Annotated in this window: 28 protein-coding genes and 1 tRNA gene; 13 read left to right on the top strand and 16 right to left on the bottom strand. The window is 60.3% G+C overall.

The genetic code is table 11. The annotated features are described in order from the left end of the window. Positions 1-35: 35 nt before the first annotated feature. A complete protein-coding gene (gene pqqA / locus JK208_RS06095) occupies positions 36-116 on the bottom strand; it encodes a pyrroloquinoline quinone precursor peptide PqqA (RefSeq protein WP_010502998.1) in 81 nt (26 codons plus the stop codon). Between the two features lie 183 nt (positions 117-299). Here pqqA and JK208_RS06090 point away from each other — a divergent pair, with 183 nt between their 5' ends. Continuing rightward, the gene (locus JK208_RS06090; protein WP_211574930.1) at positions 300-1,559 is read left to right on the top strand and encodes an AI-2E family transporter; all 1,260 of its coding nucleotides are present in this window, start codon (positions 300-302) and stop codon (positions 1,557-1,559) included. Between the two features lie 207 nt (positions 1,560-1,766). Beyond that, positions 1,767-2,393, top strand: a complete 627-nt coding sequence (gmk, locus tag JK208_RS06085) for a guanylate kinase (RefSeq protein ID WP_211574928.1) — start codon at positions 1,767-1,769, stop codon at positions 2,391-2,393. Here the strand turns inward: gmk and JK208_RS06080 are convergent. Together JK208_RS06080 and JK208_RS06075 are read right to left on the bottom strand one after the other, a co-directional pair. Further along, complete coding sequence (locus tag JK208_RS06080; RefSeq protein ID WP_249201976.1) at positions 2,383-3,327, bottom strand: slipin family protein; 945 nt, start codon at positions 3,325-3,327, stop codon at positions 2,383-2,385. The two genes, gmk and JK208_RS06080, sit on opposite strands and share 11 nt — an antisense overlap. Before the next feature lie 5 nt (positions 3,328-3,332). Next, entirely contained in the window at positions 3,333-3,773 is a 441-nt protein-coding gene (locus JK208_RS06075) for a GntR family transcriptional regulator (protein ID WP_211574926.1), read from the bottom strand. A gap of 190 nt (positions 3,774-3,963) precedes the next feature. Between JK208_RS06075 and hisG the strand changes: the two genes are divergently transcribed. The 9 genes from hisG (at position 3,964) to JK208_RS06030 (ending at position 10,221) form a co-directional block, all read left to right on the top strand. Further along, complete coding sequence (gene hisG, locus JK208_RS06070) at positions 3,964-4,662, top strand: ATP phosphoribosyltransferase (protein ID WP_211575233.1); 699 nt, start codon at positions 3,964-3,966, stop codon at positions 4,660-4,662. Next, on the top strand, positions 4,662-5,954 hold the full coding sequence (gene hisD / locus JK208_RS06065) for a histidinol dehydrogenase (protein ID WP_211574924.1): 1,293 nt from the start codon (positions 4,662-4,664) through the stop codon (positions 5,952-5,954). Before hisG ends, hisD begins: the two co-directional genes overlap by 1 nt. After that, the gene (locus JK208_RS06060) at positions 5,954-6,394 is read left to right on the top strand and encodes a hypothetical protein (protein WP_206034337.1); all 441 of its coding nucleotides are present in this window, start codon (positions 5,954-5,956) and stop codon (positions 6,392-6,394) included. The genes hisD and JK208_RS06060 overlap by 1 nt, the downstream gene beginning before the upstream one ends. Positions 6,395-6,521: 127 nt before the next feature. Continuing rightward, positions 6,522-7,814 carry a DEAD/DEAH box helicase gene (locus JK208_RS06055; protein WP_211574922.1) on the top strand — a complete coding sequence of 431 codons (1,293 nt, stop codon included), beginning with the start codon at positions 6,522-6,524 and terminating at the stop codon, positions 7,812-7,814. Positions 7,815-7,980: 166 nt separating this feature from the next. Beyond that, a complete protein-coding gene (infA, locus tag JK208_RS06050) occupies positions 7,981-8,199 on the top strand; it encodes a translation initiation factor IF-1 (RefSeq protein ID WP_007282896.1) in 219 nt (72 codons plus the stop codon). A gap of 13 nt (positions 8,200-8,212) precedes the next feature. Then, entirely contained in the window at positions 8,213-8,869 is a 657-nt protein-coding gene (locus JK208_RS06045; RefSeq protein WP_062032843.1) for a nucleoside triphosphate pyrophosphatase, read from the top strand. Further along, positions 8,866-9,909 (top strand): ribonuclease E/G, encoded by a 1,044-nt coding sequence (locus JK208_RS06040; RefSeq protein ID WP_211574920.1) that lies wholly within the window; start codon positions 8,866-8,868, stop codon positions 9,907-9,909. Before JK208_RS06045 ends, JK208_RS06040 begins: the two co-directional genes overlap by 4 nt. After that, the gene (locus JK208_RS06035; protein ID WP_194267264.1) at positions 9,906-10,085 is read left to right on the top strand and encodes a DNA gyrase inhibitor YacG; all 180 of its coding nucleotides are present in this window, start codon (positions 9,906-9,908) and stop codon (positions 10,083-10,085) included. The genes JK208_RS06040 and JK208_RS06035 overlap by 4 nt, the downstream gene beginning before the upstream one ends. Positions 10,086-10,145: 60 nt before the next feature. Further along, positions 10,146-10,221 (top strand) — tRNA-Phe (locus tag JK208_RS06030). 253 nt (positions 10,222-10,474) lie between these two features. Here the strand turns inward: JK208_RS06030 and JK208_RS06025 are convergent. Beyond that, positions 10,475-10,927 carry a MarR family winged helix-turn-helix transcriptional regulator gene (locus tag JK208_RS06025; RefSeq protein WP_194261039.1) on the bottom strand — a complete coding sequence of 151 codons (453 nt, stop codon included), beginning with the start codon at positions 10,925-10,927 and terminating at the stop codon, positions 10,475-10,477. A 67-nt stretch (positions 10,928-10,994) separates the two neighbouring features. Between JK208_RS06025 and JK208_RS06020 the strand changes: the two genes are divergently transcribed. Further along, entirely contained in the window at positions 10,995-12,485 is a 1,491-nt protein-coding gene (locus tag JK208_RS06020) for an FAD-dependent oxidoreductase (protein ID WP_349291963.1), read from the top strand. Between the two features lie 41 nt (positions 12,486-12,526). On the opposite strand, the gene ctlX is transcribed toward JK208_RS06020, so the two are convergent. Together ctlX and JK208_RS06010 are read right to left on the bottom strand one after the other, a co-directional pair. After that, positions 12,527-13,456: a citrulline utilization hydrolase CtlX gene (gene ctlX / locus JK208_RS06015; protein ID WP_211574918.1), complete on the bottom strand. Its 930-nt coding sequence runs from the start codon at positions 13,454-13,456 to the stop codon at positions 12,527-12,529. A 37-nt stretch (positions 13,457-13,493) separates the two neighbouring features. After that, complete coding sequence (locus JK208_RS06010; RefSeq protein WP_211574916.1) at positions 13,494-14,510, bottom strand: ornithine cyclodeaminase; 1,017 nt, start codon at positions 14,508-14,510, stop codon at positions 13,494-13,496. Between the two features lie 125 nt (positions 14,511-14,635). On the opposite strand from JK208_RS06010, the gene JK208_RS06005 reads away from it, so the two are divergent. Then, positions 14,636-15,055 (top strand): Lrp/AsnC family transcriptional regulator, encoded by a 420-nt coding sequence (locus JK208_RS06005; protein WP_194267278.1) that lies wholly within the window; start codon positions 14,636-14,638, stop codon positions 15,053-15,055. 63 nt (positions 15,056-15,118) lie between these two features. Here JK208_RS06005 and JK208_RS06000 read toward each other — a convergent pair whose 3' ends face one another. The 10 genes from JK208_RS06000 to JK208_RS05955 form a co-directional block, all read right to left on the bottom strand. Beyond that, entirely contained in the window at positions 15,119-15,550 is a 432-nt protein-coding gene (locus JK208_RS06000) for a hypothetical protein (RefSeq protein ID WP_211574914.1), read from the bottom strand. A 167-nt stretch (positions 15,551-15,717) separates the two neighbouring features. Beyond that, entirely contained in the window at positions 15,718-16,743 is a 1,026-nt protein-coding gene (gap, locus tag JK208_RS05995) for a type I glyceraldehyde-3-phosphate dehydrogenase (RefSeq protein WP_211574912.1), read from the bottom strand. A 67-nt stretch (positions 16,744-16,810) separates the two neighbouring features. Then, complete coding sequence (locus JK208_RS05990; RefSeq protein ID WP_211574910.1) at positions 16,811-18,211, bottom strand: sugar porter family MFS transporter; 1,401 nt, start codon at positions 18,209-18,211, stop codon at positions 16,811-16,813. Positions 18,212-18,319: 108 nt separating this feature from the next. Beyond that, the gene (locus JK208_RS05985; protein WP_249201975.1) at positions 18,320-19,969 is read right to left on the bottom strand and encodes an electron transfer flavoprotein-ubiquinone oxidoreductase; all 1,650 of its coding nucleotides are present in this window, start codon (positions 19,967-19,969) and stop codon (positions 18,320-18,322) included. A 43-nt stretch (positions 19,970-20,012) separates the two neighbouring features. Next, a complete protein-coding gene (locus tag JK208_RS05980; RefSeq protein ID WP_211574908.1) occupies positions 20,013-20,939 on the bottom strand; it encodes an electron transfer flavoprotein subunit alpha/FixB family protein in 927 nt (308 codons plus the stop codon). Next, on the bottom strand, positions 20,939-21,700 hold the full coding sequence (locus tag JK208_RS05975; protein ID WP_211574906.1) for an electron transfer flavoprotein subunit beta/FixA family protein: 762 nt from the start codon (positions 21,698-21,700) through the stop codon (positions 20,939-20,941). Before JK208_RS05975 ends, JK208_RS05980 begins: the two co-directional genes overlap by 1 nt. 14 nt (positions 21,701-21,714) lie before the next feature. Beyond that, positions 21,715-22,572, bottom strand: a complete 858-nt coding sequence (locus tag JK208_RS05970) for a sugar phosphate isomerase/epimerase (RefSeq protein WP_211574904.1) — start codon at positions 22,570-22,572, stop codon at positions 21,715-21,717. Continuing rightward, positions 22,572-23,723: a dihydrodipicolinate synthase family protein gene (locus JK208_RS05965; protein WP_211574902.1), complete on the bottom strand. Its 1,152-nt coding sequence runs from the start codon at positions 23,721-23,723 to the stop codon at positions 22,572-22,574. Before JK208_RS05965 ends, JK208_RS05970 begins: the two co-directional genes overlap by 1 nt. A gap of 8 nt (positions 23,724-23,731) precedes the next feature. Then, entirely contained in the window at positions 23,732-24,499 is a 768-nt protein-coding gene (locus tag JK208_RS05960) for a 3-ketoacyl-ACP reductase (RefSeq protein ID WP_211574900.1), read from the bottom strand. Next, on the bottom strand, positions 24,496-25,638 hold the full coding sequence (locus JK208_RS05955) for an acyl-CoA dehydrogenase family protein (RefSeq protein WP_211574898.1): 1,143 nt from the start codon (positions 25,636-25,638) through the stop codon (positions 24,496-24,498). Before JK208_RS05955 ends, JK208_RS05960 begins: the two co-directional genes overlap by 4 nt. Between the last annotated feature and the right edge of the window lie 53 nt (positions 25,639-25,691).

Below are 25,691 nucleotides of genomic sequence, written 5' to 3'. Positions count from 1 at the left end.
CATATTCCTCAAGGACGGGGCCTCGGGGAAGAGGCTTATTTCTTCTCGCCGCAGACATACGAGTTGATTTCTGCGCCCAGCGGGATTTCGGTAACTTTCGGTGTGTTCCAGGCCATGATTTTTCTCCTTGGTCTCCGATAACCGGCAGATGTGACAACAACACATCCACAGGCGCTCCTCATGATTTAGTGACCGGATGCCACTGGAGTTCAAGGGGTTTTTTGGGCAGAACACGTAACTGTGTCCTTTCGCGGACCGTTCTGGTCCGTAAGCTCCGTCTTCGTTGCAGGCAAAAAAACATGTCCGGCCGTCCCATTGCGTCCTCCGCCGACCCTGCCTGTAGCGATACCGCGTCCCCGTCTGGGAGAGCTGGCGAAAAACTGCTGCCGGACGGGGATTTTCCGGACCCCACGCTCGACCGGAACCTGCTACGCGACCATCTGAACATCCGGGACATGTGTGTCCTGATCCTGACGATTCTCGCTGTCTTCTATTCGCTGTATTTCACGGCTCCCATCCTTCTGCCCTTCGTCTTCGCGCTCGTGCTGAACCTGCTCATGATCGCACCCATGCGATTCCTGACTCAGCGTCTGCGCCTGCCCCGGCATCTGGCGGGCCTGCTGCTGATTGTCATGATGTTCGGAATCGTGGGCGGAATCGCCACGACGATTTCCGTCCCGGCTGCTGGCTGGATCACCCGCGCGCCGCAGACGCTCCCCGCGTTGCAAAGCAAGCTGGCCGTTCTCAGCGGGCCGATTGACATGATCCAGCATGATTACATGCGTCTGTCGGCTATGTTCAGCGGCCATTCCGGCAGCACGCATACAGCACATGGCGTCACCGGACCGATCAGCGGGGAGACGGCGCTCTCGCGGCTCGGCTCTTCCGTTCTGGCCGGGACGCGTGAGCTTGCAGGCGGCTTCTTCTCGATGCTGCTGATGCTGTTCTTCCTCATGACGGAAGGCGACACGCTTCTGCGCCGCTGCGTCGAGATCATGCCGACCTACGCCAAAAAGCGCCGCCTCGTGGAAATGGCGACGCAGATCGAGCAGAACGTCTCGCTTTATCTCGTGACGATCACGATGATGAATCTGGGTGTAGGGCTGGTGAACATGATCCAGTGCTGGGCGACTGGAATGCCCAATCCGCTTCTGTGGGGTGTGCTGGCGTTCCTGCTGAACTACATCCCCATCATCGGGCCGCTGACGGGTGTGGTGGTCTATTTCGTGGTCGGGCTGTTCAGCTTTCCGTCCCTGCTTTACGCGCTCCTGCCGCCGTCGATCTATCTGCTGATCCATGTGCTGGAAGGCGAGACCATTACCCCCATGCTGCTGGCCCGGCGCTTCACGCTCAATCCCGTTTTCGTCATGGGATCGCTGCTGTTCTGGGACTGGATGTGGGGCATCTCCGGTGCCTTCCTGTCCGTGCCGATGCTCGCGGTCTTCAAGATTGTCTGTGACCATATCGAAGTTCTGGCCCCGCTCGGACATGTTCTGGGTGGCCCGACGAGGCGGACGATCAGCAGTGCCATTGTTGCGCAGCTGCAGTCCGAGCCGTGAGGATCGGGGCTTTGCCCCGCGCCCCACAAAGGGGCTCGCCCCTTTGATCCAGATTCCAAATAACGCGGTTTCCAAAGGCCCCCGGCCTTTGGCGGGTTTCAGGGCAGCACCCTGAACAAGCTCTGAATATCTGGCCAGAACCGCCACTTTCACGCTAGACGCTTCGGCAGAACATTCCTGTCCGGCTCATTCTTCCAAGGAGACCCCATGACCCAATTGCCCCGCCGTGGCGTCTGTCTGGTGATCTCGGCCCCGTCTGGCGCGGGCAAGTCCACCATTGCCAACGCCCTGCGCGCTTCGGAGCCGACCCTGCGCCATTCCGTCTCGGTCACGACGCGCGGGCCGCGTCCGGGGGAAGTCGAGGGTGTGCATTACCATTTCCGGGATATCGCGGAATTCCGTCGCATGGCTGCGGATGGCGAACTGCTGGAATGGGCGGAAGTCTTCGGTCGGGGTTACGGCACGCCGCGCGCACCGGTTGAGGAAGCGCTGAATGCCGGGCATGATATGGTGTTCGATATCGACTGGCAGGGGCACCGCCTTCTGCGCACGGCCCTGCCGGACGATGTGGTGAGCCTGTTCGTTCTGCCGCCGTCTCTGGAAGAACTGGAACGCCGCCTGAACAAGCGCGCGTCGGACCATCCCGAAGAAATCGCCAAGCGCATGCAGGCGGCGCTGAACGAGATTTCCCACTGGTCAGAATTCGATCATACGATCATCAATTCGGACCTCGATACCGCAATCTCGCAGGCCCGCTCCGTGCTGACAGCCGCGCGGCTGTCTACGCGACGTCAGCGCAACCTGCCGGACATGGTGGCCAGCTTCAGCCGCTGACCTCACCGGTCGCAGCCGGGGTCCCTGCCTCCGGCTGAACGGTCTGCATCGCGGCAGCAAAGGCTGTTGCGGAGGTCATGGCATCCGCCATGGTTGTCGGCATCAGGATGGTGGTGCCGCGGTTCTTGTTCATTTCAAAAATACGGTTGATCTGAAGGATCTGGAGCGCGATCGGCGAGGCTTCATAAGTTTTGGCCGCCTGCGCCAGTTCGTGCGCCACTTCCCGTTCTGCCGAAGCCAGCGTGACGCGGGCAGCACGCTCGCGCTCGGCCTGCGCCTGACGGCTCATGGCATCCTGAAGACTGTCGGGCAGTTGCACGTCGCGAATTTCGACAGCCTGAACCGTAACGCCCCATTCGCGGGTCTTGATCTCGATGAGGTCGCGCAGTTCTCCATCAATGCGGCGACGGTCTTCCAGCAGCGTCGCCAGATCCGAACTGCCGACAACCTCGCGCAGCGTCGTGAGCGCGACCATCGAGACCGAGCCCTCGTAGTTGTCCAGCTCCGTGATGGCCCGCAGCGGATCATGCACCATCCAGAACACGACCGCGTCCACATCCACCGGCGTCGTATCGCGCGTCAGGGTCTGACGCGTATGGACGGGCACCGTGCGGATACGCTGGTCCACAACGGCGTCGATCTGATCGAGAAAAGGCACGATCAGGAACAGGCCCGGACCTCGCAGACCCTGAATCTTTCCCGCCCGCAACACGAGAACGCGCTGCCAGGAATTGCACATCTTGAGCGACAGATGCACGAGCAGGGCGAGCACGAAGCCACAAATGACCCAGCCGGGTTGCCGCGTCAGAGCCGTCAGTCCGGCCGAGAGCAGAATGACTGCCCCTGCGATGGAGGCGGAAATCGTATTGAGGGGCAGTTTCCGATTCATGGACGGCAGCAGCGACATGGAAGGAAGCACGGGAAAATCCGGCATGGATATCAGCCTTTGGCAGAGCCGCTCTCGGGCTCGGAAGGGGTGGGAGGCAGACCGAGAAGATCGCGCATGGCGATGACGACCGCTTCGGGATCAAGGCCCGCGGCCTGACTGCGGGCGATGGTGGAGGCCGCGAGCGCGCGGACTTCCGCGGCTTTGAGGGCGCCGTCCGGGTGTGGCGGTGTGGCGCTGACGAAACTGCCCCGCGCCCGCAGCGTCCGGATCGCGCCCAGCCGCTCAAGCTCCGCATAGGCCCGCTGGACGGTGTTGAGATCCACCCGCAGGTGAACGGCGAGCGCGCGCATGGTCGGCAGTCGGTCGTCGGGCTTCAGCAGCCCCGAACCGATGGCGGCCAGCACGCGCTCGCAGATCTGAACGCGCAGCGGCAGGGCGCTGGCATCCGAAAGCAGCGTGGGAAAGAGGTATGTTTCTATGTCGGCAGACATACATACAAGAGTGATCCGCTTTCGGAACGTCCGTCAAGAAGATTCCGCGTCAAAGCCCCCTCAGGGGCATTTGAAACCGCGCAAGGCTTGGGAAGACTCCGGCTTCGTGATATGCGCTGCCGTTCCCAGTGACTGCGGACAGCCAAGGACCAGACGTCGCATGACAGCGCTCCAGACCGACCCCCCGATCATGACCCGGAACGGAACGGACACGACCGCGCATCATCATCATACGCCTCTGATCCTCGCCCTTCCGAAAGGCCGCATCCTCAAGGCGCTTGCTCCGGTTCTAACACGCACGGGCATCGAGCCCGACCCGGACTGCCTGACCGAAAGCAGCCGCCGCCTGCGCTTTGGCACGTCCGATCCGAATCTGGATGTCGTGCGGGTCCGTTCCTTCGATGTCGCGACCTTCGTGGCCTATGGCGGTGCCGATATCGGCGTGTGCGGCGCGGATGTGCTGATGGAATTCGACTATCCGGACATCTATGCCCCGCTCGATCTGGGCATCGGGGGCTGCCGCATTTGCGTGGCGCGCCCAAAAACCATGATCGAAGATCCCGCAACGGGTCAGTCCCGTCTGCGGGTTGCCACGAAATACCCGACCATTGCCCGCCGGCATTTCGCCTCCCGCGCCATCAATGCCGAGATCGTGCATCTGAACGGCGCTATGGAACTCGCGCCGACGCTGGATCTGGCGAGCGTCATCGTCGATCTGGTCGATACCGGATCCACGCTGCGGGCCAATGGCCTGATGGAAACCGAGACCATCGCGCATGTCACGAGCCGCCTGATCGTCAACCGCGTCGCGCTCAAGACCCGGCCTGAAGAAATCAGCGCCCTGATCGAGCGTTTCCGCACAGCCCTCGCCCCGGAAGGTGCGGTCTGATGAAACGCCTCGATACGACTGCCGCCGACTTTTCCGCAGACTTCGCAACACTCCTCGCAGCGCGTGGAAGCGACGAACGCAGCGTGGCCGAACCGGTCCGTGCGATCCTCACAGACGTCCGCAGCCGGGGCGATGATGCCCTGTGCGACTATACCGCCCGGTTCGATCGGCTGACCCTGCCTGCTGACAAACTCCGCATCAGTGCGGAAGAAATCGCGTCCGAAGCCGCGCGCGTGCCCTCGAACCTGATGGACGCCCTTCGCACCGCCGCTCGGCGGATCGAGACGTTCCATGCCGCCCAGATGCCTAAGGATCTGGACTTCACGGACGAAGACGGCATCCGTCTCGGCATGCGCTGGACCCCACTGGATGCGGTCGGGCTCTATGTTCCGGGCGGCAAGGCGGCCTATCCGTCCTCCGTGCTGATGAACGCCCTGCCTGCCCGTGTGGCAGGTGTGAAGCGGCTGACCATGTGTGTCCCGGCCCCGGACGGCGTGCTGAACCCGGTGGTTCTTGCGGCTGCGCAACTCTGCGGCGTGACGGAAATCTACCGCATTGGCGGCGCTCAGGCCGTGGGCGCCATGGCGTTCGGTACGGACCTCATCGCCCCGGTGGACCGCATCGTCGGGCCGGGCAATGCGTATGTTGCGGAAGCCAAACGACAGGTCTTTGGCCATGTCGGCATCGACAGCATCGCCGGGCCGTCCGAAGTCGTGGTCGTGGCCGACGGGCAGAACGATCCGCGCCTTGTCGCGCTCGATCTGCTCGCACAGGCCGAGCATGACGAGCAGGCTCAGGCCATTCTCGTGACAACGGATGCCGCTTTTGCCGAACGTGCCGCGGAGGCCGTCCGCAAAGAGCTGGAAACCCTGCCCCGTGCCGCCATCGCTTCGAAAAGCTGGGACGATCATGGCGCGGTCATCGTCGTACGCTCGCTTGAGGAAGCCGCCGAGATCGTGAATGCGCTGGCACCCGAACATCTGGAAGTCATGCTCGACGCGCCGCGCGACTTCTCAGCGATGGTCCGCCATGCGGGTGCGATCTTCATGGGCCGTAACTGCCCCGAAGCCGTGGGCGATTATGTCGGCGGTCCGAATCACGTCCTGCCGACCAGCCGCACGGCGCGGTTCGCCTCCGGTCTGTCGGTGTTCGACTTCATCAAGCGCACCACCACCATCGAAACCGACGCAGCTGGTCTACGCCGGATCGGCCCGGCCGGTGTGGCTCTGGCGACCGCCGAAGGACTGGATGCCCATGCCCTCAGCCTGTCAGCCCGACTGGAGAAGAACTGATGGCCCGCCTGTCGATCGGTGATCGTGTTTCGGACCTGAAGGGCGCGCATGACGGCAGACTGGTCGATATCGACGGCACCACCGGCTATGTCGAGCAGGCCAATGGCGTGGAGGTCGAATTCCCGCTGAGCCAGCTCAAGCCTTATGAAGCTCCCAAAATCGCCGAAGAGCGCACGCTCTCCGGCCCCCTGCGAGACCGTCTTCTGAATCCGGCGCAGAAAGCGCTTCTGGCCTCCATCCCCGCGACGCTGCTGGCCGCGATTGCAAAAAGCTATGACGCGGGAAGCGACGGTCCGGGGTCGCGCACGCCGTTTGCGGCCCTTCCGGAGTCCAAACGGCTTGAGGCCATCCGGATCTATCTGCCGTCTCTGCCGCAGAGACTTCTGGCGTCGCACATGAATCTGGTCGTCGCCATGCGCGATATTTCCAAACTGTCCTGACGGGCTGAGGCTGCATGCTTTTCGGTCGCGTTGACGGCGGGAAGCATCATTCGTACAAGCCCGCTTTCTGAATCCGCGAAGCCCCATCAGGCGCAGCTTTACTCAGCGCCGGAGGCGCCGCCTTATTATGTCCGTAACTTTTGCCGATCTCGGCCTTGCGCCCACGATCCTTCGCGCTCTGGACGACGCAGGCTACGTCAAGCCGACGCCCATTCAGGCCCAGTCCATTCCGTTTCTGCTCGAAGGCCGCGATCTGCTCGGACTGGCGCAGACCGGCACGGGCAAGACGGCCTCTTTCGCGCTTCCTTTGCTGCACCGACTTGCCGAAACCCTGCGCCCTGCCCCTAAGAACGGCGCGCGCATTCTGGTTCTGGCGCCCACGCGCGAGCTGGTTTCGCAGATTGCGGACGGGTTCGAGAGCTTCAGCCGTCACCAGCCCATGCGTGTCACCACGATTTTCGGTGGCGTCAGTCAGGTGCATCAGGTCAAGGCGCTTGAAGAGGGCGTGGACATCATCGTCGCCGCACCGGGCCGTCTGCTGGACCTGATCGAGCAGGGCCTGTGCGATCTGTCGCTGCTTGAGGCACTGGTGCTGGATGAAGCCGACCAGATGCTGGACATGGGCTTTGCCAAGCCGATCGAACGCATTGTTGCAACGCTCCCCGTAGACCGGCACACGGTGCTGTTTTCCGCGACCATGCCGAAATCCATTACGGCCCTCGTCGAGAGCCTCCTGCGCGACCCGGCCAAGGTCGAAATCGCACCGCCCTCCACCACGGTGGACCGCATCGCGCAGTCGGTCATGTTCCTGGATGCGTCCAACAAAAAAGCAGCCCTTCTGTCCCAGCTTCAGACGCCGGGTATCGGTCAGGCCGTCGTCTTCACATTGCAAAAGAACATCGCCAACGAGGTCTGCACCTTCCTAACGGAGTCCGGCATCACGGCGGAAGCGCTGCACGGCAACCGGTCGCAGGGCCAGCGCGAGCGGGCGCTGAACGCATTCCGCGAAGGCGACGTTCAGGTTCTGGTGGCGACCGATATCGCGGCGCGCGGCATTGACGTCGATACGGTCACGCATGTCATCAACCATGACCTGCCGAGCCTGCCGGAGAGCTATGTGCACCGGATCGGCCGCACGGGCCGTGCGGGCCGCAGCGGTTTTGCCATCACGCTGTGCGATGCCGAACAGCGCGCCTGGCTCCATGCCGTCGAGCGTGAGATCGGTCGGACTCTGGACGTTCATGACAGCCATGAATGGCACTGCGAAAAGGCCCGGAACTCCACCATGCGGCCGCCCGTGCTCGGCGGCGGTCCGGTCAAGCAGGTCAAGCCGCAGAAGACGCGCGAACGCCGCGTCTGGACCGAAGAAGAAAAGATGGCGGCCCGGGCTGCAGCCCAGGCCGCCGGAAAAGCATCCTGAAAACCACGCCGGACCAGCATAAAAACCGCAAGAATCCCGGGACAGGGGCCGGTCGCGCTTGACCTTTCGGCTGACAGTCCGCACATAGCGGGCTGGATTTTCTGGCTCCGCACCGGAGCCACTGCCGCGCGCAGATCATTACCCTATCCCTGAAGCAAGGATTCACATGTCAAAAGAAGACCTGATCGAGTTTACCGGCACCGTCATGGAACTGCTCCCCAACGCCATGTTCCGCGTCACGCTCGACAACGAGCACACCATCCTCGCCCATACGAGCGGCAAGATGCGCAAGAACCGTATCCGCGTTCTGGCCGGTGACCGCGTCAACGTCGAAATGACGCCCTACGACCTCTCCAAGGGCCGGATCACGTTCCGCTTCAAGTAAGACAGTCCGCCGCATGACCGCCTCCCCGTCTTCCGCAGAAGGGTCATCCGGCCTTTTGGACCGTCCGAAGCTCGTTCTGGCCTCCGCCTCCCCGCGCCGCCTGAGCCTGCTGGAACAGATCGGCATCGTGCCCGACGCCGTCGTGAGCGCCGATATCGACGAAGAACCGCGCCCCGGCGAACTGCCGCGCCCGCTTGCGCAGCGCCTCGCCCGCCAGAAAGCGGAGCATGTGGCCGCGCAGCGCACGGATGCAGCGCTCATCCTCGGCGCGGATACCGTGGTGTCGGTCGGCCGACGCGTCCTGCCGAAAGCCGAGGACGAAAAGACAGCCCGCGCGTGTCTGAAACTGCTGTCCGGCCGACGCCACAAGGTCTTGACGGCCGTGGTCCTGCGCCCGAGCGCAGGTTGGCCCGAGGGTACGGCCTGTGAGCGGCTGGTGGAAACCTCCGTCATTTTCCATCGCCTGACGGACGCACAGATCGACGCCCTGATCGCGCAGGGGGACTGGCAGGGCAAGGCGGGCGGTTATGCCATTCAGGGCGCTGCTGCCGCCCATATCCGCCAGATCGGCGGCAGCTACTCCGCCGTCGTGGGTCTACCCCTGTTTGAAACCGCGCAGCTCCTGCGGGGACAACCGGTCGGTAAACCTTCAGGTGGCTGGATCGCATGACCGAAATCCGCGCAGCCTGTTCTCCGGGCGAAGTGCGGATTGCCGTCACGGATCATGACACGCTGCTGGACGTCGCCATCTGGCGCCCCGGCTGCCCGGATGGTCTGGAAGACTGGCACGTCGTCCGCGTCCAGAAAGCCGCCCCGGCTCTGGGTGGCGCATTCGTTTTGCTCGAAGATGGCCAGAGCGGTTTTCTCTCGACCCGCGAAGCCCTGATCGAAGGCGCCCTGACCGCAGCCCGCGTCAGCCGCTCGGCACAGAACGGCAAGGGTCTGCGCCTGCGCCGGGCTGACATGCCTGCCGAAGCCCCTTCCGCTCCAAAACTTCTGGAACGCGGCCCGACCCCGTTGGACGAACTGGCGGACCGTTATCGGGATTCGCCAATTTTCGTGGATGATGCGGGTATTGCCGCAAAGCTACCCGTCCGCCTGCGTCCGCGCCTTCAGCGCTGCCAGCAAGCATTCGATGGCGCACTTGAATCCGATTTCGACAGTCTTTGCAGTTCCGATGCCGATCTGGGCCTGCTGACCGCCAGTTTTTTTCCGACCCCCGCTCTGGTTGCCATTGACCTCGACAGCACTGCTGCTCCTGACTTCAAGGGCAATGTGGCAGCTTTTCCAGCCCTTGCCCGGCAGATCCGTCTGCGGAACCTCTCAGGCACGATTCTGGTAGATCCGGCGGGTGTAAAGACGCGCAAACGCCCCGCTCTGGTCGCGTTCCTGCGCGAGGCTTTGTCCGACGATCCACTCAAACCGGACGTGCTCGGCGCAACGCCGTCGGGACTGCTGGAGCTGACGCGCCCGCGCCGTCGCCCGCCCCTTCATGAACTTCTGTCTTCCCCACAGGGTCAGGCCCTGTCCATCCTGCGGACGATCCTGCGCGAAGACCGCCCCGGCCAGACGTTGACGGCCTCGATCAGCCTCATCAAGGCACTGGAAAGTGATCCCGAGGCTCTCGCTGATTTCACGTCACGGCGCGCGCGGACGTTAGACCTTGTCCTTGACCCCAACGCCTCCCCTGCAAGCTGGAGCCTGTCATGAGCGAGTCCACCTGCCCGATCTGCCACCGCCCCACAGATCCCCAGTTCCGCCCGTTCTGCTCCCGCCACTGTGCAGATGTCGATCTGGGCCGCTGGTTCAGCGGAACATACCGCGTTCCGTCCTTTCGTCAGGACAATCACGAAGAACAGGACGAATATCGCGACGGAGAGGGTTGATCCCACCGCAATCATAAGCTACATCCCATCTCCGCAACGGGGTTCGCCCTGAAGCTCGGTGCCCAAGTAGCTCAGTTGGTAGAGCATGCGACTGAAAATCGCAGTGTCGGTGGTTCGATTCCGCCCTTGGGCACCATTTATTTTCCCTGAAATCGGGTGCATTCCGCCCTATCAGCAGATGGTCGCTCCTCAGAGCGTAGCGCCTGTCAATCCCCAGTTCCGTTCTGCCATATAAGTTGCTCGATCCCGCGTCGCGATCAGGCCATGCACAATGGCTCGCAACGCGCGGAACCAGTCGAGACCCTGCTTGGCGGCTGTGCGGGGGGACGCAAGAGCAGACAACGTGACGGATTTGGATCAGGATCGGGCCGCAACGTCTGTTTTCGAACTCATCGCATCAGATCGTCAGCGAAGCGTCTCAGAAGCGCCCTCAACTGAGCGAGGTCTTCGTCGGTCCAGTCGACGAGAATGCGGTTCGCCAGCCTCTCGCGCGCTGCGTTGAGCAGGTCGACCATTTCCTGCCCCTTTTCTGTCACTGTCGCTTCCCGAACACGCCTGTCCGTCATGGACGGCTTGCGCTCGATGAGGCCCAGTTCCTCCAGCTTGGTCATCTGTCGGCTGATGGTCGTATGATCGCGGCCCGTCCGATCCGCGAGTTCGACAACACCGATCGGACCATAACGCCATACGCGCGCCAAAAGCGGAAACAGGGCCCGATCCAGCGGAATACCGGCCTCTTCGATCAGGCGATCATCCCGACGCGGCCGGTTAATTTCATCGACCAGATCGATAATTGCGGCATGGAGTCCGCGCAGGATTTCAGAATCGTGTGCATTATTCACGTTTTTCGTTGCCTTCGACGCGGAGCCTATATATGTGAATATTACACATTGATTCGCGGAGCTGCCAGTGTCTTTCGATACAGACGTCCTGATCTCGGGTGCGGGGGCTGCGGGCCTGACACTTGCCATCGACCTCGCCCGACGTGGAATTTCGTTCCGACTGATCGAGCAGAATACGCAGCCGTTCAGCGGGTCGCGCGGCAAGGGCATCCAGCCCCGAACGATGGAGATTTTCGAGGATCTCGGCATCGTTGATCGTGTGGCTGCGGCAGGCGGCCCCTATCCGCCGCTGTGTCAGTATCGCCCTGATGGAACCCATAAAATGTCGCTTCTGACGGAAGCAGACGTCTTCCCGACCGCAGCCGAGCCCTATGCGGCGCCACTGATGCTGCCGCAGTTCGCCACCGAAGCCGTCATGCGAGAGCGGCTTTCCGAACTAGGCCATCATCCACATTTTGGGACGAAGCTGACAGGGTTTGAACGGGACGCCCAGAGCGTTACGGCGAGCATCGAACAGGACGGCGGGGAGCAGGTTATCCGCGCCCGGTTCCTCGTCGGGACCGATGGTGGCCGCAGCTTCGTGCGTCATGCATTGGCGATCGATTTTCCGGGAGAAGCACTGGGCGTGCGTGCAATCGTGGCCGATGTGCAGTTGGAGGGGTTGGATCGGACCGTCTGGCATCGTTTCCAGTTCGCTTCACCGGCAATGCAGGTGATGATCTGTCCTCTGGCGGGGACGGACCTGTTCCAGATTCAGGCCCCTGTGGCTCTGGACGGAGAGGTCGATCTGACTCCTGTCGGACTGACCGCGCTGATCAAAGACCGGACCGGCAGGGGAGACATTATGGTCCGTTCGGTGTCGTGGTCGTCAGTTTATACCATGAGTGCGCGTCTGGCCGATCGCTATCGGGTCGGGCGCGTCTTCCTTGCGGGGGATGCCGCGCATGTTCACCCGCCAACCGGCGGTCAGGGGCTCAATACCAGCGTTCAGGACGCCTATAATCTCGGCTGGAAGCTGGCGTCCGTGCTCGCGGGGGCGCCGGAAGCGCTGCTCGACAGTTACGAAGCGGAACGACGACCGATCGCATTGAACATGCTGCGCCTCTCGACGCGGCTGCTTGGGGAAGTCAAGCAGGGCACCATGCGACGCGATCGCGAGGCGCGTCAGCTTGACCTCGGCTATCGCGGTTCATCATTGAACGTGCCCGGTTCGGTGAGCGGCAAAGTGCAGGCGGGCGATCGCGCCCCTGATGCGCCCTGTCGCGGACAGGCCGGGCAGCGGACGCGGCTGTTTGCGGTTTTTCAAGGAGCTCACTGGACCCTGCTCGGTTACGAGGTGCGTGACCGGCCGTTGGTCATCGCAGGTGTTCGGATCGTCACCATTGGCGCGGGGCATGAACTCGTCGATGAAGAAGGCGATATCGCCGAAGCGTACGGTGTCGAACCCGATCAGTGGGTCCTTGTGCGTCCGGACGGTTACATCGCCGGAATTATCCCTTCTGACAATTTGGAGGCGCAGCTTTCGCACTATTTTTCACACATGCTGCCGCCTCGTTGATCGATACATTCGAGGGGGCATATCGCGGGCGGTTTTGGCATTCAGAAGCGCGGTGTCAGATGAACTCCTGCCATCATGCAGCGAACGGAGCCGCCGGCCAGTTCGATGGTTGGGACGTCCAGAGGCAAAAGCGTTGCCGAGCGTTCGATGATCCGGATCTGCTCTGGCCGCAGCGCCTTGAGGGCGCGTCGCGACAAGGCCAGAACGCGCCCCTGAGATCCTGAAAGTTCTAAAGCATTTCCAGCAAAATCATTGATTTGGTTAAAGGAGAGATCAATGATTTCACGACCATTTTCGGTCAGTCTGTTTCGGACTTCCTGACGACGGTGCAGGTTGCTGATTGTCTCCAGGCTGATCATTGCAAAGCTGGTACCCACACACATCAGCACATTTGTATGATAGATCAGGCGCCCGGCCTCATCTGCCGCGTCAAAAACAATCGGTTCAAAGTTGAAATGGGTGCAAAAGCGCTCCATGGCAACCTCGTTGGTCCGGTTGGATTTAGCCGCGTAGGCAATGCGGCTGATATGGTCGAGGACCATGGCCCCGGTCCCTTCGAGAGACAGGCCGTCCTGCTCCAGTCCGGAATAATCAATGACATCCTGAACGCGGTATTCGTGTTTGAGCATTTCGATGACGTCTCCGCGGCGCTCACGGCGGCGGTTTGGAGAAAACATCGGGTAAATTGCAATATGGCCACCAGCGTGAGTGGAAAACCAGTTATTGGGAAATACGGAATCCGGCGTTTCCTTGGTTTCGTCTTCGAACAGATGGACTTTCACACCGACCTGTTCCAGAGCTTCTGCCGCCCGGGTGACTTCGGCATGGGCCTGTGTCGCAATTTCTGAAGTCGTCCGCGTACCGTCCCGCGTCTGAAAGACGTTATCCTGTTCCGTTTCCGGATTGGGATGGAAATAGTGCGGTCGGATCATGACCACCGCTCTCGGGGCCTGAACTGAGAAGGACGTCATGAGAATATTCCCCTGAAATGCTCTGGAATGACTGAGTTCAGACCTGATTGAGAAGACCGAAGAGGTTACGGGGGTCTTCCGGCTCGGCCACAAGGTCAATTTCCGTATAAAAATCGGTGCCCAGAATTTTATCTTTGAGGTAACGCAGCGCAGAGAAATCCTCCGTGGCGAAACCCACCGAATCAAAGATCGTGATGTCCTGTTCGGAGCGGCGGCCCTGAACGTCTCCGGTCATGACCTGCCAGAGTTCCGTCACGGGGAAATCTTGCGGCATCTGCTGAATTTCACCTTCAATACGGGTCTGCTCAGGATATTCTACAAAAACGCGTCCACGGTTCAAAAGCGCGGCCTGCAACTCGGTTTTTCCCGGGCAGTCGCCCCCAACGGCATTGATATGAACGCCCGCGCCGATCATGTTATCAGACAGGATCGTGGCCTTCAGTTTGTCAGCCGTCACGGTCGTGATGATATCAGCGCCCGATACGGCATCCTGACTGCTGTTTGCGACGGTGATATCGAGCCCACTGATCTGCATGTTCCGACAGAATTTTTCCGTTGCGGCAGACTCCACATCGTAAACTCTGAGATGCGTAATGCCGCACAGCGCCTTGAAGGCCGTCGCCTGAAATTCAGACTGCGCGCCGAGACCGATGATGGCCATCACCCGGCTGTTGGGCCGGGCCAGGCAGCGAGCCGCCACTGCAGACGTCGCGGCCGTTCGCAGAGCGGTGAGCAAGGTCATCTCAGAAAGCATGAGCGGATAGCCGGACTGCACATCTGACAGCACACCGAATGCCGTAACGGTCTGGAGGCCTTTGCGCGTATTCCTAGGATGACCGTTAACATACTTGAAGCTATAGAGCGCATCATCGGCCGTTGGCATCAGTTCAATCACACCATCGCGGGAATGGCTCGCCACGCGCGGCGTCTTGTCGAATTCCGGCCAACGGCGGAAGTCTTCTTCGACATAAGTGGCCAGTTCCGTCAGAAATGTTTCTACCCCAACCGAACGTATCAGCTGGATAAGGTTTTCGACACCGACATACTGGACCATGATCTCTCCTGCTTTCTGCTGTGGGATAATGGTGCCTTCACGATATGCTGGTTAACATGATCAATATGATATAAAATATGAAAAAAATCAGTCATATTGCTCGATAGTATATGGCATAATAACGTATGTATATTTTTGACGACCTTGATCGTACCCTTATCTCCATTCTGCGTGAGGATGGGCGGGCACCTGTCGCCAAGCTTGCATCCATCATCGGCGTATCACGCGCGACTGTTCAGGCGCGGCTGGATCGCCTGTTGGAAAACGGCTCCATTTTAGGGTTTACCGTTCGAGCGCGTGAACATCACGACGACATCAGGGCCATTATGCTGATTGAGGTTTCTGGAAAATCGACCACCTCAGTGATCCGCGCCCTGCGATCCATTCCGGAGCTCTATACGCTTCACACAACGAATGGTGCCTGGGACCTTATTGCGGAAATTCGGACAGATACTCTTCAGAATTTCGATCGTGTTCTGAGGGAAGTTCGTATGACCGATGGTATTCTCAATTCAGAGACCAGCCTGATGCTCAGTTCCATTTAAGAGCACCAGTTCCTCAAGTTTATGGGGCTCGTTTATTTCGGCCCTCGTTCGCGGAAATCGTGATTAGCGATGATGTCGCTTGGGTTGGCACGACAGGAGGTTGATAGTTGCCGTATCGTCAAAACGGTCCGGATGCGCCGTGAGAGGTAAGGAGATGACATCGTTGCTCCGATGATCAACATAGACGAACTTCCAATAATGAAGCCGGGCATCAAACCAAGGGTTGTCATCAAACATTTTGTCCCACTCCAGCAGATCACGCCGCAATGGCGATCCGACGCCGTTGCTCTGTGTCCAGACCGCAGACTTGCAAATTGAGGCACGCTCGACGCGCACGATCAGCCGCCCGTTGAGAAATGCCTTTCCATCAAGCTCCTCGTTGAGCACAATGTTGGGGTTATGGGTTAACTCCTCCAGCGATTCCGGCTTGGCTCCTGCGAAGGCCGTGCCGCCGATAGCAACGGCAAAAATCAGGCTGAGAAAAACGCGGATCATTGATTTTGTCCTTTCGGAAATGACATAGCCTCGTCATAGCGGCGCGCGCCACCGGCCAGTGTCCATTCCCAAGAAGGCAAAAGCAGCTAAAAATTATCCGCAAAACAGGTAAAAACGGTCATTTCGTTTTTTTATCAAAATGAGCGACTTACCAAAGTTGCTTGCACTCAGTCAGATTGCAAAGCCATAAAAACGGCGGTGTCGATCATCCTGTTCGAGAAACCCCATTCATTATCATACCAGCTACAGACATGAACCATTTCACCGTTCCGGATGAGGGATGTCTGTGTCGCGTCGAAATTGGAGGATGCGAGACTATGATTGAAGTCACTGCTGACCAGCATGGCGTCGCTATAATCCAGTATGCCTGCAAGAGCCCCTGTGGCCGCATCGTGGAAGGCGGCATTGACCTCATCTACGGATGACGGCGCGCGCGACGGCATGAAATCAAGTGCGACCATCGAGACATTCGGTGTCGGCACACGCAATGACGATCCGGAAAGCCGACCCTTGAGATGTGGCAGGACAAGATCGATCGCTTTGGCTGCGCCTGTAGAGGTGGGCACCATATTCAATCCGGCCGCCCGGGCGCGCCGCAGGTCCCGATGTCTGCGGTCCACGATCTGCTGGTCGCCGGTGTAGGAATGAACGGTCAGCATGTAACCGCATTCGATTCCGAATGCTTCGTCGACGATCTTTACAAGCAGCGCGAGGCAGTTTGTTGTGCACGAACCATTCGAGACAACGGTCATGCCCGGCTTAAGAGCCTTATGATTTACGCCATAGACGATCGTGGCATCCACATCACTCGCGGGCGCAGAGATAAGAACTTTTCGCGCTCCCGCCTGTAACAGGGGTTGTACGGCCTGTTTCGATGTAAACAGCCCTGAACATTCCATGGCGACATCCACGCCATCAAGGTTCAGCGCCGCTGGATCACGCTCTGAGGAAATGCGGATCGGTCCGTAAGTCCGCCCCTGTGCCTCGATCGTCAGATAGTTGCCTGCAAGCTGGACCTTTCCTGAAAACCTGCCGTGAATGCTGTCGTAAACCAGCATGTGAACCTTGTCTTCGACACTACCTGGACCATTGATGACAACGGGAACAATGTCGGTCCGACCGCTCTCGATAATGCTTCTCAGGGTCAGGCGTCCTATCCGTCCAAATCCATTGATCCCGATTTTAACTGCCACGATACCGTCTCCGTTTGGGGGCCCGATGTCAGGGCCTGTTTTTATGTGAAAGGAGAGAGGCCTGCGCTTACAGGCCGATGCGGTTGAGGGGTTTGCCCGCCATGAGATTCCGCTCGATCTGCTCAAGCGAGACGCCCCGCGTTTCGGGAACGAACTTCATCGTCACGAAAATAAAGACGAGATTGAGCAGCGCGTAGAGCCAGAAGGTCTGGGCATTTCCCATCGCCGTGAGAAGCGACAGGAATGTAAGACCAACAATCATGTTGGTGCCCCAGTTGGTGAAGGTGGAGCAGGCGATACCGAAGTCTCGCCCCTTGATGGGCTGCACTTCAGAGCACAGGATCCACACCAGAGGCCCGGCGGAAAAGGCAAATCCGACGATGAAGCACAGCAGCATCGCGACGGCTGCGTAACGCGCCAGATCGCTGTCGCCCGTACCGAAATAGAGCAGCATGCCGACCGTAAACATGCCCAGCGCCATCATGACGAAGCCTGCAATCAACATCGGCCGACGGCCCCAGCGATCGACATATCCAATGGCGATGAAGGTGGAGAGCACATTGACCAGCCCCACGATGACCGTGCCCCAAAGCGCGGCGCTGGTGCCGAAACCCGCCATCTCGAAGATGTGGGGCGCGTAATACATGACCACATTAATGCCGGTGAACTGCTGGATCGCCTGAAGAGCCACGCCCAGATAGACCGCACGGCGGAAATTGGGGTTCTTTTTGAAGAGTGTGTAGCCACCGTCAGACTGGGCAAGCTGCTCGCGGATCTCGACGATTTCGTCACGGGCATGCGCATCATTGCCGCGCAGACCGTGCAGGACGTCAAAGGCCTCGTCGTGCCGTCCACGCAGGACCAGCCAACGCGGGCTGTCCGGCAGGAACAGCACGCCAATCAGAAATAGCACGCCCGGAATTCCCACAATTCCGAGCATCCAGCGCCACGACCCGGAATAGGCCAAAAGCGCATCGGAAATGAACGCTACCAGAATGCCAACAGTAATCATGAGCTGATAGACGGAAATCAGGGCGCCACGATGCTGCTGATGCGCAATTTCCGAAATATAGAGCGGTGCCGTAAAGCTTGCGACACCGATCGCCAGACCGAGGACAACACGTCCGCCGATCAGCAGGGCGACGGAAGGTGCCAGAGCGCACAACGCCGAGCCGGAAATGAAGAGCAGCGCCGAAATGATCAGCAGTTTTTTGCGCCCTAAAACATAGGAGAGCCGACCGCCAAACAGCGCCCCCAGTGCCGCGCCGACCATCATGCCAGAGACGATGCACTCCTTGCCGAAATCATTAACCTGAAACTCGATCCCGATAAATTTCAACGCCCCGGATATGACCCCAAGGTCCAGCCCGAACATCAGACCCGCCACCGCAGCCAGTGTGGCTACGAGGGCACTTCTGCCGTTGAGTGAAACGCGCGGAATGCTTTGTACGACGCCAACGTCACTCATGACCATCTTCCTCTTCTTGATCGTCTTGTATGATCGGAAGAAACACTTCGGCAGGCATGGATTCCGAACCCTGCATGGATGCCGTTACTTTGATCTGAACTGTAAAACTTACATATTCGGGTAATTTGGACCGTCCCCGCCCTGCGGCGGTGTCCAGACGATGTTCTGGGATGGGTCCTTGATGTCGCAGGTCTTGCAGTGCACGCAGTTCTGGAAATTGATCTGAAAGCGCGGCTTCTCCGCGTCTTCGACAATCTCGTAAACGCCGGCCGGGCAGTAGCGCTGTGCAGGTTCGGCATAGACCGGCAGATTTACCGTAATCGGAAGATCGGGATTCCTGAGCTTCAGATGACAGGGCTGGCCTTCATGATGATTGGTGAACGAAAAGGCCACATTGGTTGCGCGGTCGAAGCTGAGCTTTCCATCTGGTTTCGGATAGGCAATGGGCGAAAAATCCGCCGCCTTTCCCGTCGCCGCGGCATCGGTTTTGTGATGGTGCAACGTCCCGAACAAAGGTGCTCCGGTCACGGACGCCGTCCACATATCCAGACCGCCCAGCACAATCCCGCCCGCAAGCCCGTATTTTTCCCAGAGCGGCTTGACGTTACGAACGGTCTTGAGGTCGCGGGCGATTGGCCCCTCCCTCAGGGCCGTTTCATAAGCTCTGAGTTCATCGCCGCTCCGTCCCTTTCGGATTGCCGCATAAGCGGCTTCGGCAGCATGTATCCCTGAATAAATGGCGTTGTGGCTGCCCTTGATGCGTGGAACATTTACAAGCCCCGCCGAGCAGCCCAGCAGCGCACCCCCGGGGAAAACGACTTTCGGGATCGACTGCCACCCTCCTTCCGAAATCGCGCGGGCACCATACGCAATCCGCTTTCCACCTTCCAGCAGCTCGGCCATCAGCGGATGATGCTTGAAACGCTGGAACTCGCGATACGGGTCTAGATAGGGATTTTCGTAGCTCAGATGCACGACGAACCCGACACAGACCTGATTGTTGTCCAGATGATAGACGAACGCGCCACCACCGGCATTCCGCCCCAGTGGCCACCCCATAGTGTGAACGACCGTGCCGGGTTTGTGCTTTGCCGGGTTTACCTCCCAGATTTCCTTCAGGCCGATCCCGAATTTTTGCGGGTCCCGACCATCCGACAGGCCGTAACGCTCCATGATTTGAAGCGATAAAGACCCGCGCGCACCTTCGGCGATCAACACATATTTTCCGGCCAAGATCATGCCGGGTTCGTAATTTTCTCCTGGCGTGCCGTCGGTATTGCGACCAAATTCTCCGGCGACCACGCCCCGGATCTCGCCTTTATCGCCATACACAAGCTCACTGGCCGCCATACCGGGGAAAATCTCGACACCCAGCGCTTCTGCCGTTTCGGCAAGCCAGCGACAGACATTTCCCAACGAGACGATGTAGTTGCCGTGATTGCTCATGAAAGGCGGCATGAGCCAGTTGGGCAGACGTGTCTGCCCCTTCTCGCCGAGGACGTAAAAACTGTCTGTCTGGACCGGTACGGTGATCGGCGCGTTCATGGCTTTCCATTTCGGAATCGGAACATCAAGCGCACAGGGATCAATAATCGCGCCAGAGAGAATGTGCGCGCCAATCTCGGAACCCTTGTCCAGCACGACGACGGACATATTCGGATCAAGCTGCTTGAGACGGATGGCCGCGGACAGGCCTGCCGGGCCGCCACCGACGATGACGACGTCATACTCCATGCTTTCGCGTTCAATGGTCGTCATGAACGTTCTCCCTGTCCGAAGGTGATGCCGAGGCTGCGCATGGTCAGATCTTTGCCGTCAGTTCGGGCAGGATGGTGAACAGATCCCCGACCAGCCCGTAATCGGCGACTTGAAAGATCGGGGCGTCCTCATCCTTGTTGATCGCCACGATCACGCGGGAGTCCTTCATGCCAGCGAGATGCTGGATGGCGCCCGAGATACCAACTGCGATGTAAAGGTCTGGCGCCACGATTTTTCCGGTCTGGCCAACCTGCCAGTCATTGGGCGCATATCCCGCGTCCACCGCCGCACGGCTTGCGCCGACCGCGGCACCCAGTTTGTCAGCGAGCAGGGCGATGGTATCGAAGTTTTCCTTCGATCCGAGACCACGACCACCGGACACGATGCTTTTCGCCGATGTCAGGTCCGGGCGCTCGGAGACGACCGTCTTGTCTTCGACCCACTGCGACAGGCCAGGATCGGCCGGAATACTGACGGCTTCGACAGCAGCGCTTCCACCCGCCTGAGCAGCCGTGAAGGCCGCCGTGCGGATTGTGAAGACTTTCACAGGGTCAGAAGACCGGATAGTCTGGATCGCATTGCCCGCATAGATCGGACGCTCGAACGTGTCGGCGTCATGTATGGCGGTCACTTCGGAGAGTACCATGACATCCAGCAGGGCAGCGACGCGCGGCAGCACGTTCTTGTAAAACGCCGTTGCTCCAGCGGCGATGTGGCTGTAATGCGCTGCCAGCGAGACGACCAGTGCGCTCACGGGTTCGGCAAGCCCGTGCGCCAGAGACGCATCGTCCGCCAGAAGAACCTTCGACACACCCGCCAGCTTCGCCGCTTCATCGGCAGCTGCCGCGCAGTTTTCGCCTGTAACAAGAACATGCACGTCTCCCAGCGTGCCAATCGCTGTCAGGGCCTTGGCGACCGTATCCGTCCCGAGGCGCTCTTCGGTGACTTCGGCAAGTAACAGAACGGACATCAGAGGACTCCTGCATCATTCTTCAGTTTCGACACCAGCTCATCGACGGAGCCGACTTTCACGCCCGCCTGACGCTGCGGCGGCTCGACCGTCTTCAGAACCGTCAGACGCGGGCGAACCTCGACGCCGAGCGTGTCGAGTGACAGCTCTTCAAGCGGCTTTTTCTTCGCTTTCATGATGTTGGGCAGCGCCACATAGCGGGGTTCGTTCAGACGCAGATCCGTCGTCACCACGGCAGGAAGCTTCAGTTTGATGGTCTGAAGACCACCATCGACTTCACGGGTCACCAGCGCAGATCCGTCCTCGACTGTAAGGGCGGAAGCGAACGTGCCCTGTCCCCAGCCCAGCAGAGCGGCGAGCATCTGGCCGGTCGCGTTCATGTCGTTGTCGATCGCCTGCTTACCCGCGATCACCAGACCCGGCTGTTCGTTTGCGACGACCTTACTGAGGATCTGCGCCACCGAGAGCGGCTCCAGGTCCACGTTCACGTCATCCGTCACAGTGACGAGAATGGCGCGGTCCGCGCCCATCGCAAGGGCGGTCCGCAGTGTGTCCTTCGCCTGCGCGACGCCGATGGAGACGACGACCACTTCGCTCGCCAGCCCTTTTTCCTTGAGACGAATGGCCTCTTCGACCGCGATTTCGTCAAAGGGGTTCATGGACATCTTGACGTTCGCCAGATCGACGCCAGACCCGTCCGGACGGACGCGGATACAGACGTTATAGTCGACGACCCGTTTCACGGGGACGAGGATCTTCATGATACTCTCCGTTCTCAGCAGATATCGCGGAAGCGCTGTATCATCACATCCAGCACTTCGGCCGGATCGCGCTTCCACCAGTTGTTTGCAGAAAAAATCTCGACTTCGCAGAACCCGGCGTAACCTGCGCGCTCCACACCCGCGCGCAGGGCTTTCAGATCCGCCACGCCGTCCCCCATCATTCCGCGATCCAGGAGAAAATCCGTTGTGGGAACCAGCCAGTCACACAGATGGAACCCCATGATGCGTGTCCCGGCCCGTTCGAGCTGACGCGGCAGGTCGGTGTCCCACCAGACGTGATAGACGTCGACCGCCACGCCGAGCGTCTCGGAGTTGAGGACATCGCAGATATCGAGCGCATCGCGGACAGTTGGCAGGCAGGAGCGATCGCCGCCATACATCGGATGCAATGGCTCCAGCGCCAGCTTCACCCCCCGGTCAGCCGCGTAATCCAGCACCGCGGACAGGCGGTCCGTGACGATGCCGAGGCTCTCCCGAACGCCTTTGGTGCTGGGTTCGACGCCGCCCACCACGATCGTCAGGATTTCCCCTCCAAGCTCCGCCGTCTCGTCGATCGACCGACGGAAATCATCCACGACTGCCTGCCGCCCCTGTGGTGCCAGAGGCCCTACAAGAAACGGCGACCGGCACAGACCCACAACGCTCACCCCGGCTGCACGGGCATATCGCCCGATGGAGGCGGCGCGTCCCTGAAGTTCAGGCCGCCAGAAGACGATGCCGCCAATGCCACGCTCGGCGCAGGCGTCGATCGTGCGTTCAGCAGACCATCCTGCCCCCGCGCCCGGGACATTGTGACCGAGGGTCGCGGTGTTCAGGGCCAGCGCGGAATGATCGTGGGTGAAGTCGCGCATCAGTCGGCTCCATAGAGCGACAGAAGCGACTTCATGCGGCGGACGGCCAGTTCCGGATTGCGGAGCAGTCCGCAGCCATCCGCCAGCCGGAAGATGTCCGTGAAATATGGCAGCGGTCGCATGGACTGCGCACTGCCCAGCATGATGAAGTAGTCTTGAAAGCCATTCAGCCAGGCCAGGAACACGACACCCGTTTTGTAATACTGGGTCGGAGCCTTGAAGATCACCCGGGCCAGCGGAACCGTGGGGTCCAGCGCCGCGCGGAAAGCGGCCTTGTCACCCTCGCCGAGTTTGCTCACCGCATAGGCGGCCAGCGGCGCCAGCGGATCGAACACGCCCAGAAGCGCATGGCTGAAGCCCTGCTCGTCGCCTTCGATCAGTTCGGGGTAATTGAAGTCGTCCCCGGTATACATCTTTACGCCTGCCGGAAGCAGACGGCGCATCCGGATTTCCTTGTCCTTGTCCAGAAGGGAGATCTTGATGCCGTCCACCTTGGCGACGTTTTGTCCGATCATTTCCAGCACGGTTTGCAGCGCCTCATCGAAGCTGTCCGTGCCCCAGTATCCGGCGAGGGCGGGATCGAACGCTTCGCCCAGCCAGTGCAGGACGACCGGCTCATCGCAGGCGGAGAGCACTTCGCGATAAACGCGCAGATAATCCGCCGCTCCTTTCGCGACGCGGACCAAAGCCCGGCTCGCCATCAGGATAATCCGGCCACCGACGGCCTGAATGGCTTCGACCTGTTCCAGATAGGCGCGGATGACCGCATCCACATCCCGCACGCTCGCAGGGTCCAGATGGTCGGTGCCGCAGCCATTGACGACATCAGCGTCCGGCAGTTCGGCTTTTGTGCGACGGATCAGTTCCAGCGCCATCGACCAGTCCAGACCCATGCCACGCTGGGCCGTGTCCATCGCTTCGGCGATGCCGAGCCCAAGATCCGCAAGGTGGCGGCGGAATGCCATCGTCCTATCCCAGTCGATGGCACCGGGCCCAGACGGCGCTCGGCCCGTATAGGGGTTGGCGACGACATGCGCCGCCGAATAGACAATGCGGGCCGGATTGCGCCCCAGTGTTCCTGTCGGTGCGGGGGTTCCGATCAGATGATAGTCCGTCTTGCGGCCTGTTTCATCGGGAAGAATGATTTTCATGACCGTTCTCAGAAACGCGGCACAAGCATTCCGGCATCAGCCGAAATCACTTGGCCTGTGGTGTAGGGAAGTCCGCCCGAAGCAAGAGTCGCGATGATGCCGCCCATGTCCTCAGGCTCGCCGATACGCGGCAGCAGGGTCAGTCCGTCTTCCGCTCTCTGGCGGTACTGGCCGATCACGGCGGCGGTCATGTCAGTCGCGATCAGGCCGGGCTGGACGTCATAGACCGCGATATTTTCCGGCCCCAACCGCACGGCCAGAGCCTTGGACACCATCGCCGAGGCCGCTTTGGACGCGCAGTATTCCGACCGCTGGACGGCAACCGCCGTGGCGTTGGAGGACGTCACATTCACGATGGAATGAAACACGCCCTCGGGACGCGACCGTGACAGGAGCAGCTTCGCAAAGGCCTGCGAGAGAAAGAACAGCGCCTTCGTGTTCACCGTCAGGCACCGGTCCCAGCTCGCTTCACTCACATCCAGCAGATCTCCGCGTTGCAGGACGCCCACGCCGGCGTTGTTCACGAGCGTGGTCAGCGGCCCGAGTTCTGCTTCGACCTGCGCCAGTTTTTCCGCATGCACGGCAAGATCCGTGATGTCGAACGGGAGCGCCATGACAGATGCTCCGGTTTCAGACAGGCGGCGGACGGCCGAGCGCAGTTCCTCGTCATCGAACAGTCCATTGACCGCTAAAGCAAAGCCCCGTTTCGCCAAGGCCTGAGCCGTGGCGAAACCGATGCCGCGTGAGGAACCGGTCACGAGGGCGACCTGTCTCATCCCCGTGCGCCTTTACGCAGGAGCTCGCGGGCGATGATCATGCGCTGGATCTGATTGGTGCCTTCATAGATCTGGGTGATCTTGGCATCGCGGTACAGGCGCTCGACCTCGAAGCCACGGATATAGCCCGAACCACCGAAGACCTGTACGGCATCGGCGGTACGCGCCACCGCCATGTCTCCGGCGAAGCACTTGGCCATGGAGCAGGCGCGTGTAGCGTCCTGTCCGCGATCGATTTTTGTCGCAGCGGAGTGAACCAGAAGTCGCGCGGCCTCGATGTCCTTGGCCATGTCGGCCAGCAGCCACTGTACGCCCTGAAATTCCGAGATGTGCTTGCCGAACTGCTTGCGGGTGCCGGCATAATCGACGGCTGCCTCAAGACCGGCCTGTGCGATGCCGACAGCCAGAGCCGCGATACCGACGCGGCCTTTGTCGAGCACGCTCATCATCATATGGAAGCCGCGGTTCATCTCGCCCAGAAGCGCGTCGCTTCCGAGACGCACGTCCGAGAAGTCGAGCGCGCCGACCTGGCTCGCGCGCTGGCCCATCTTGTGTTCCTTGGGACCGCGCTCGACGCCCTTGGCATGCAGGTCCACGATGAAAATGGACATGCCGCGGTTGCCCGCTTCCTTGTCGGTGCGAGCCAGAACAAAGCCCGTATCAGCGACCGGCGCATTATGGATCCAAATCTTGCCGCCGTTGAGAACCCAGCCATCACCGTCACGCACGGCTGTCGTGCGGATACCAGAGACATCGGTGCCGGCCTCAGGCTCCGTGATACAGTAGGCGACCTTGCGCTTCATGGAGAGGATATCGGGCAGCATTTTCTGCTGTTCCGGCGTTCCGTGACGCACCAGAAGCGTGGAAATCAGCTCCACCAGACCGCACTGGTCGGCCACGCTGGCGTAACCGCGCGAGAGTTCTTCCATCACGACCGCATAGGTCAGCGTGTCGAATCCCGGTCCGCCCAGTTCCTCGGGAACGGCGATGCCAAAGAGGCCCAGCTTGCCCATTTCCTCGTAGATTTCCGCCGGGAAGCGTTCCTCACGATCCAGCGCCTCGGCGGCGGGACGGATGACGTTATCCACGAAAGACCGTGTCGTTTCGCGGACTTCTTCCTGCATTTCGTTCAGAAACATTGCCGACTCCACATAAGTAACTAACTAGATGGTTACTATTGAAAACTGTTAAA

The sequence above is a fragment of the Gluconobacter sp. Dm-74 genome, assembly GCF_018256135.1.
Classification (GTDB): domain Bacteria; phylum Pseudomonadota; class Alphaproteobacteria; order Acetobacterales; family Acetobacteraceae; genus Gluconobacter; species Gluconobacter cadivus.
This window is presented reverse-complemented; position numbering and strand designations above follow the sequence as displayed.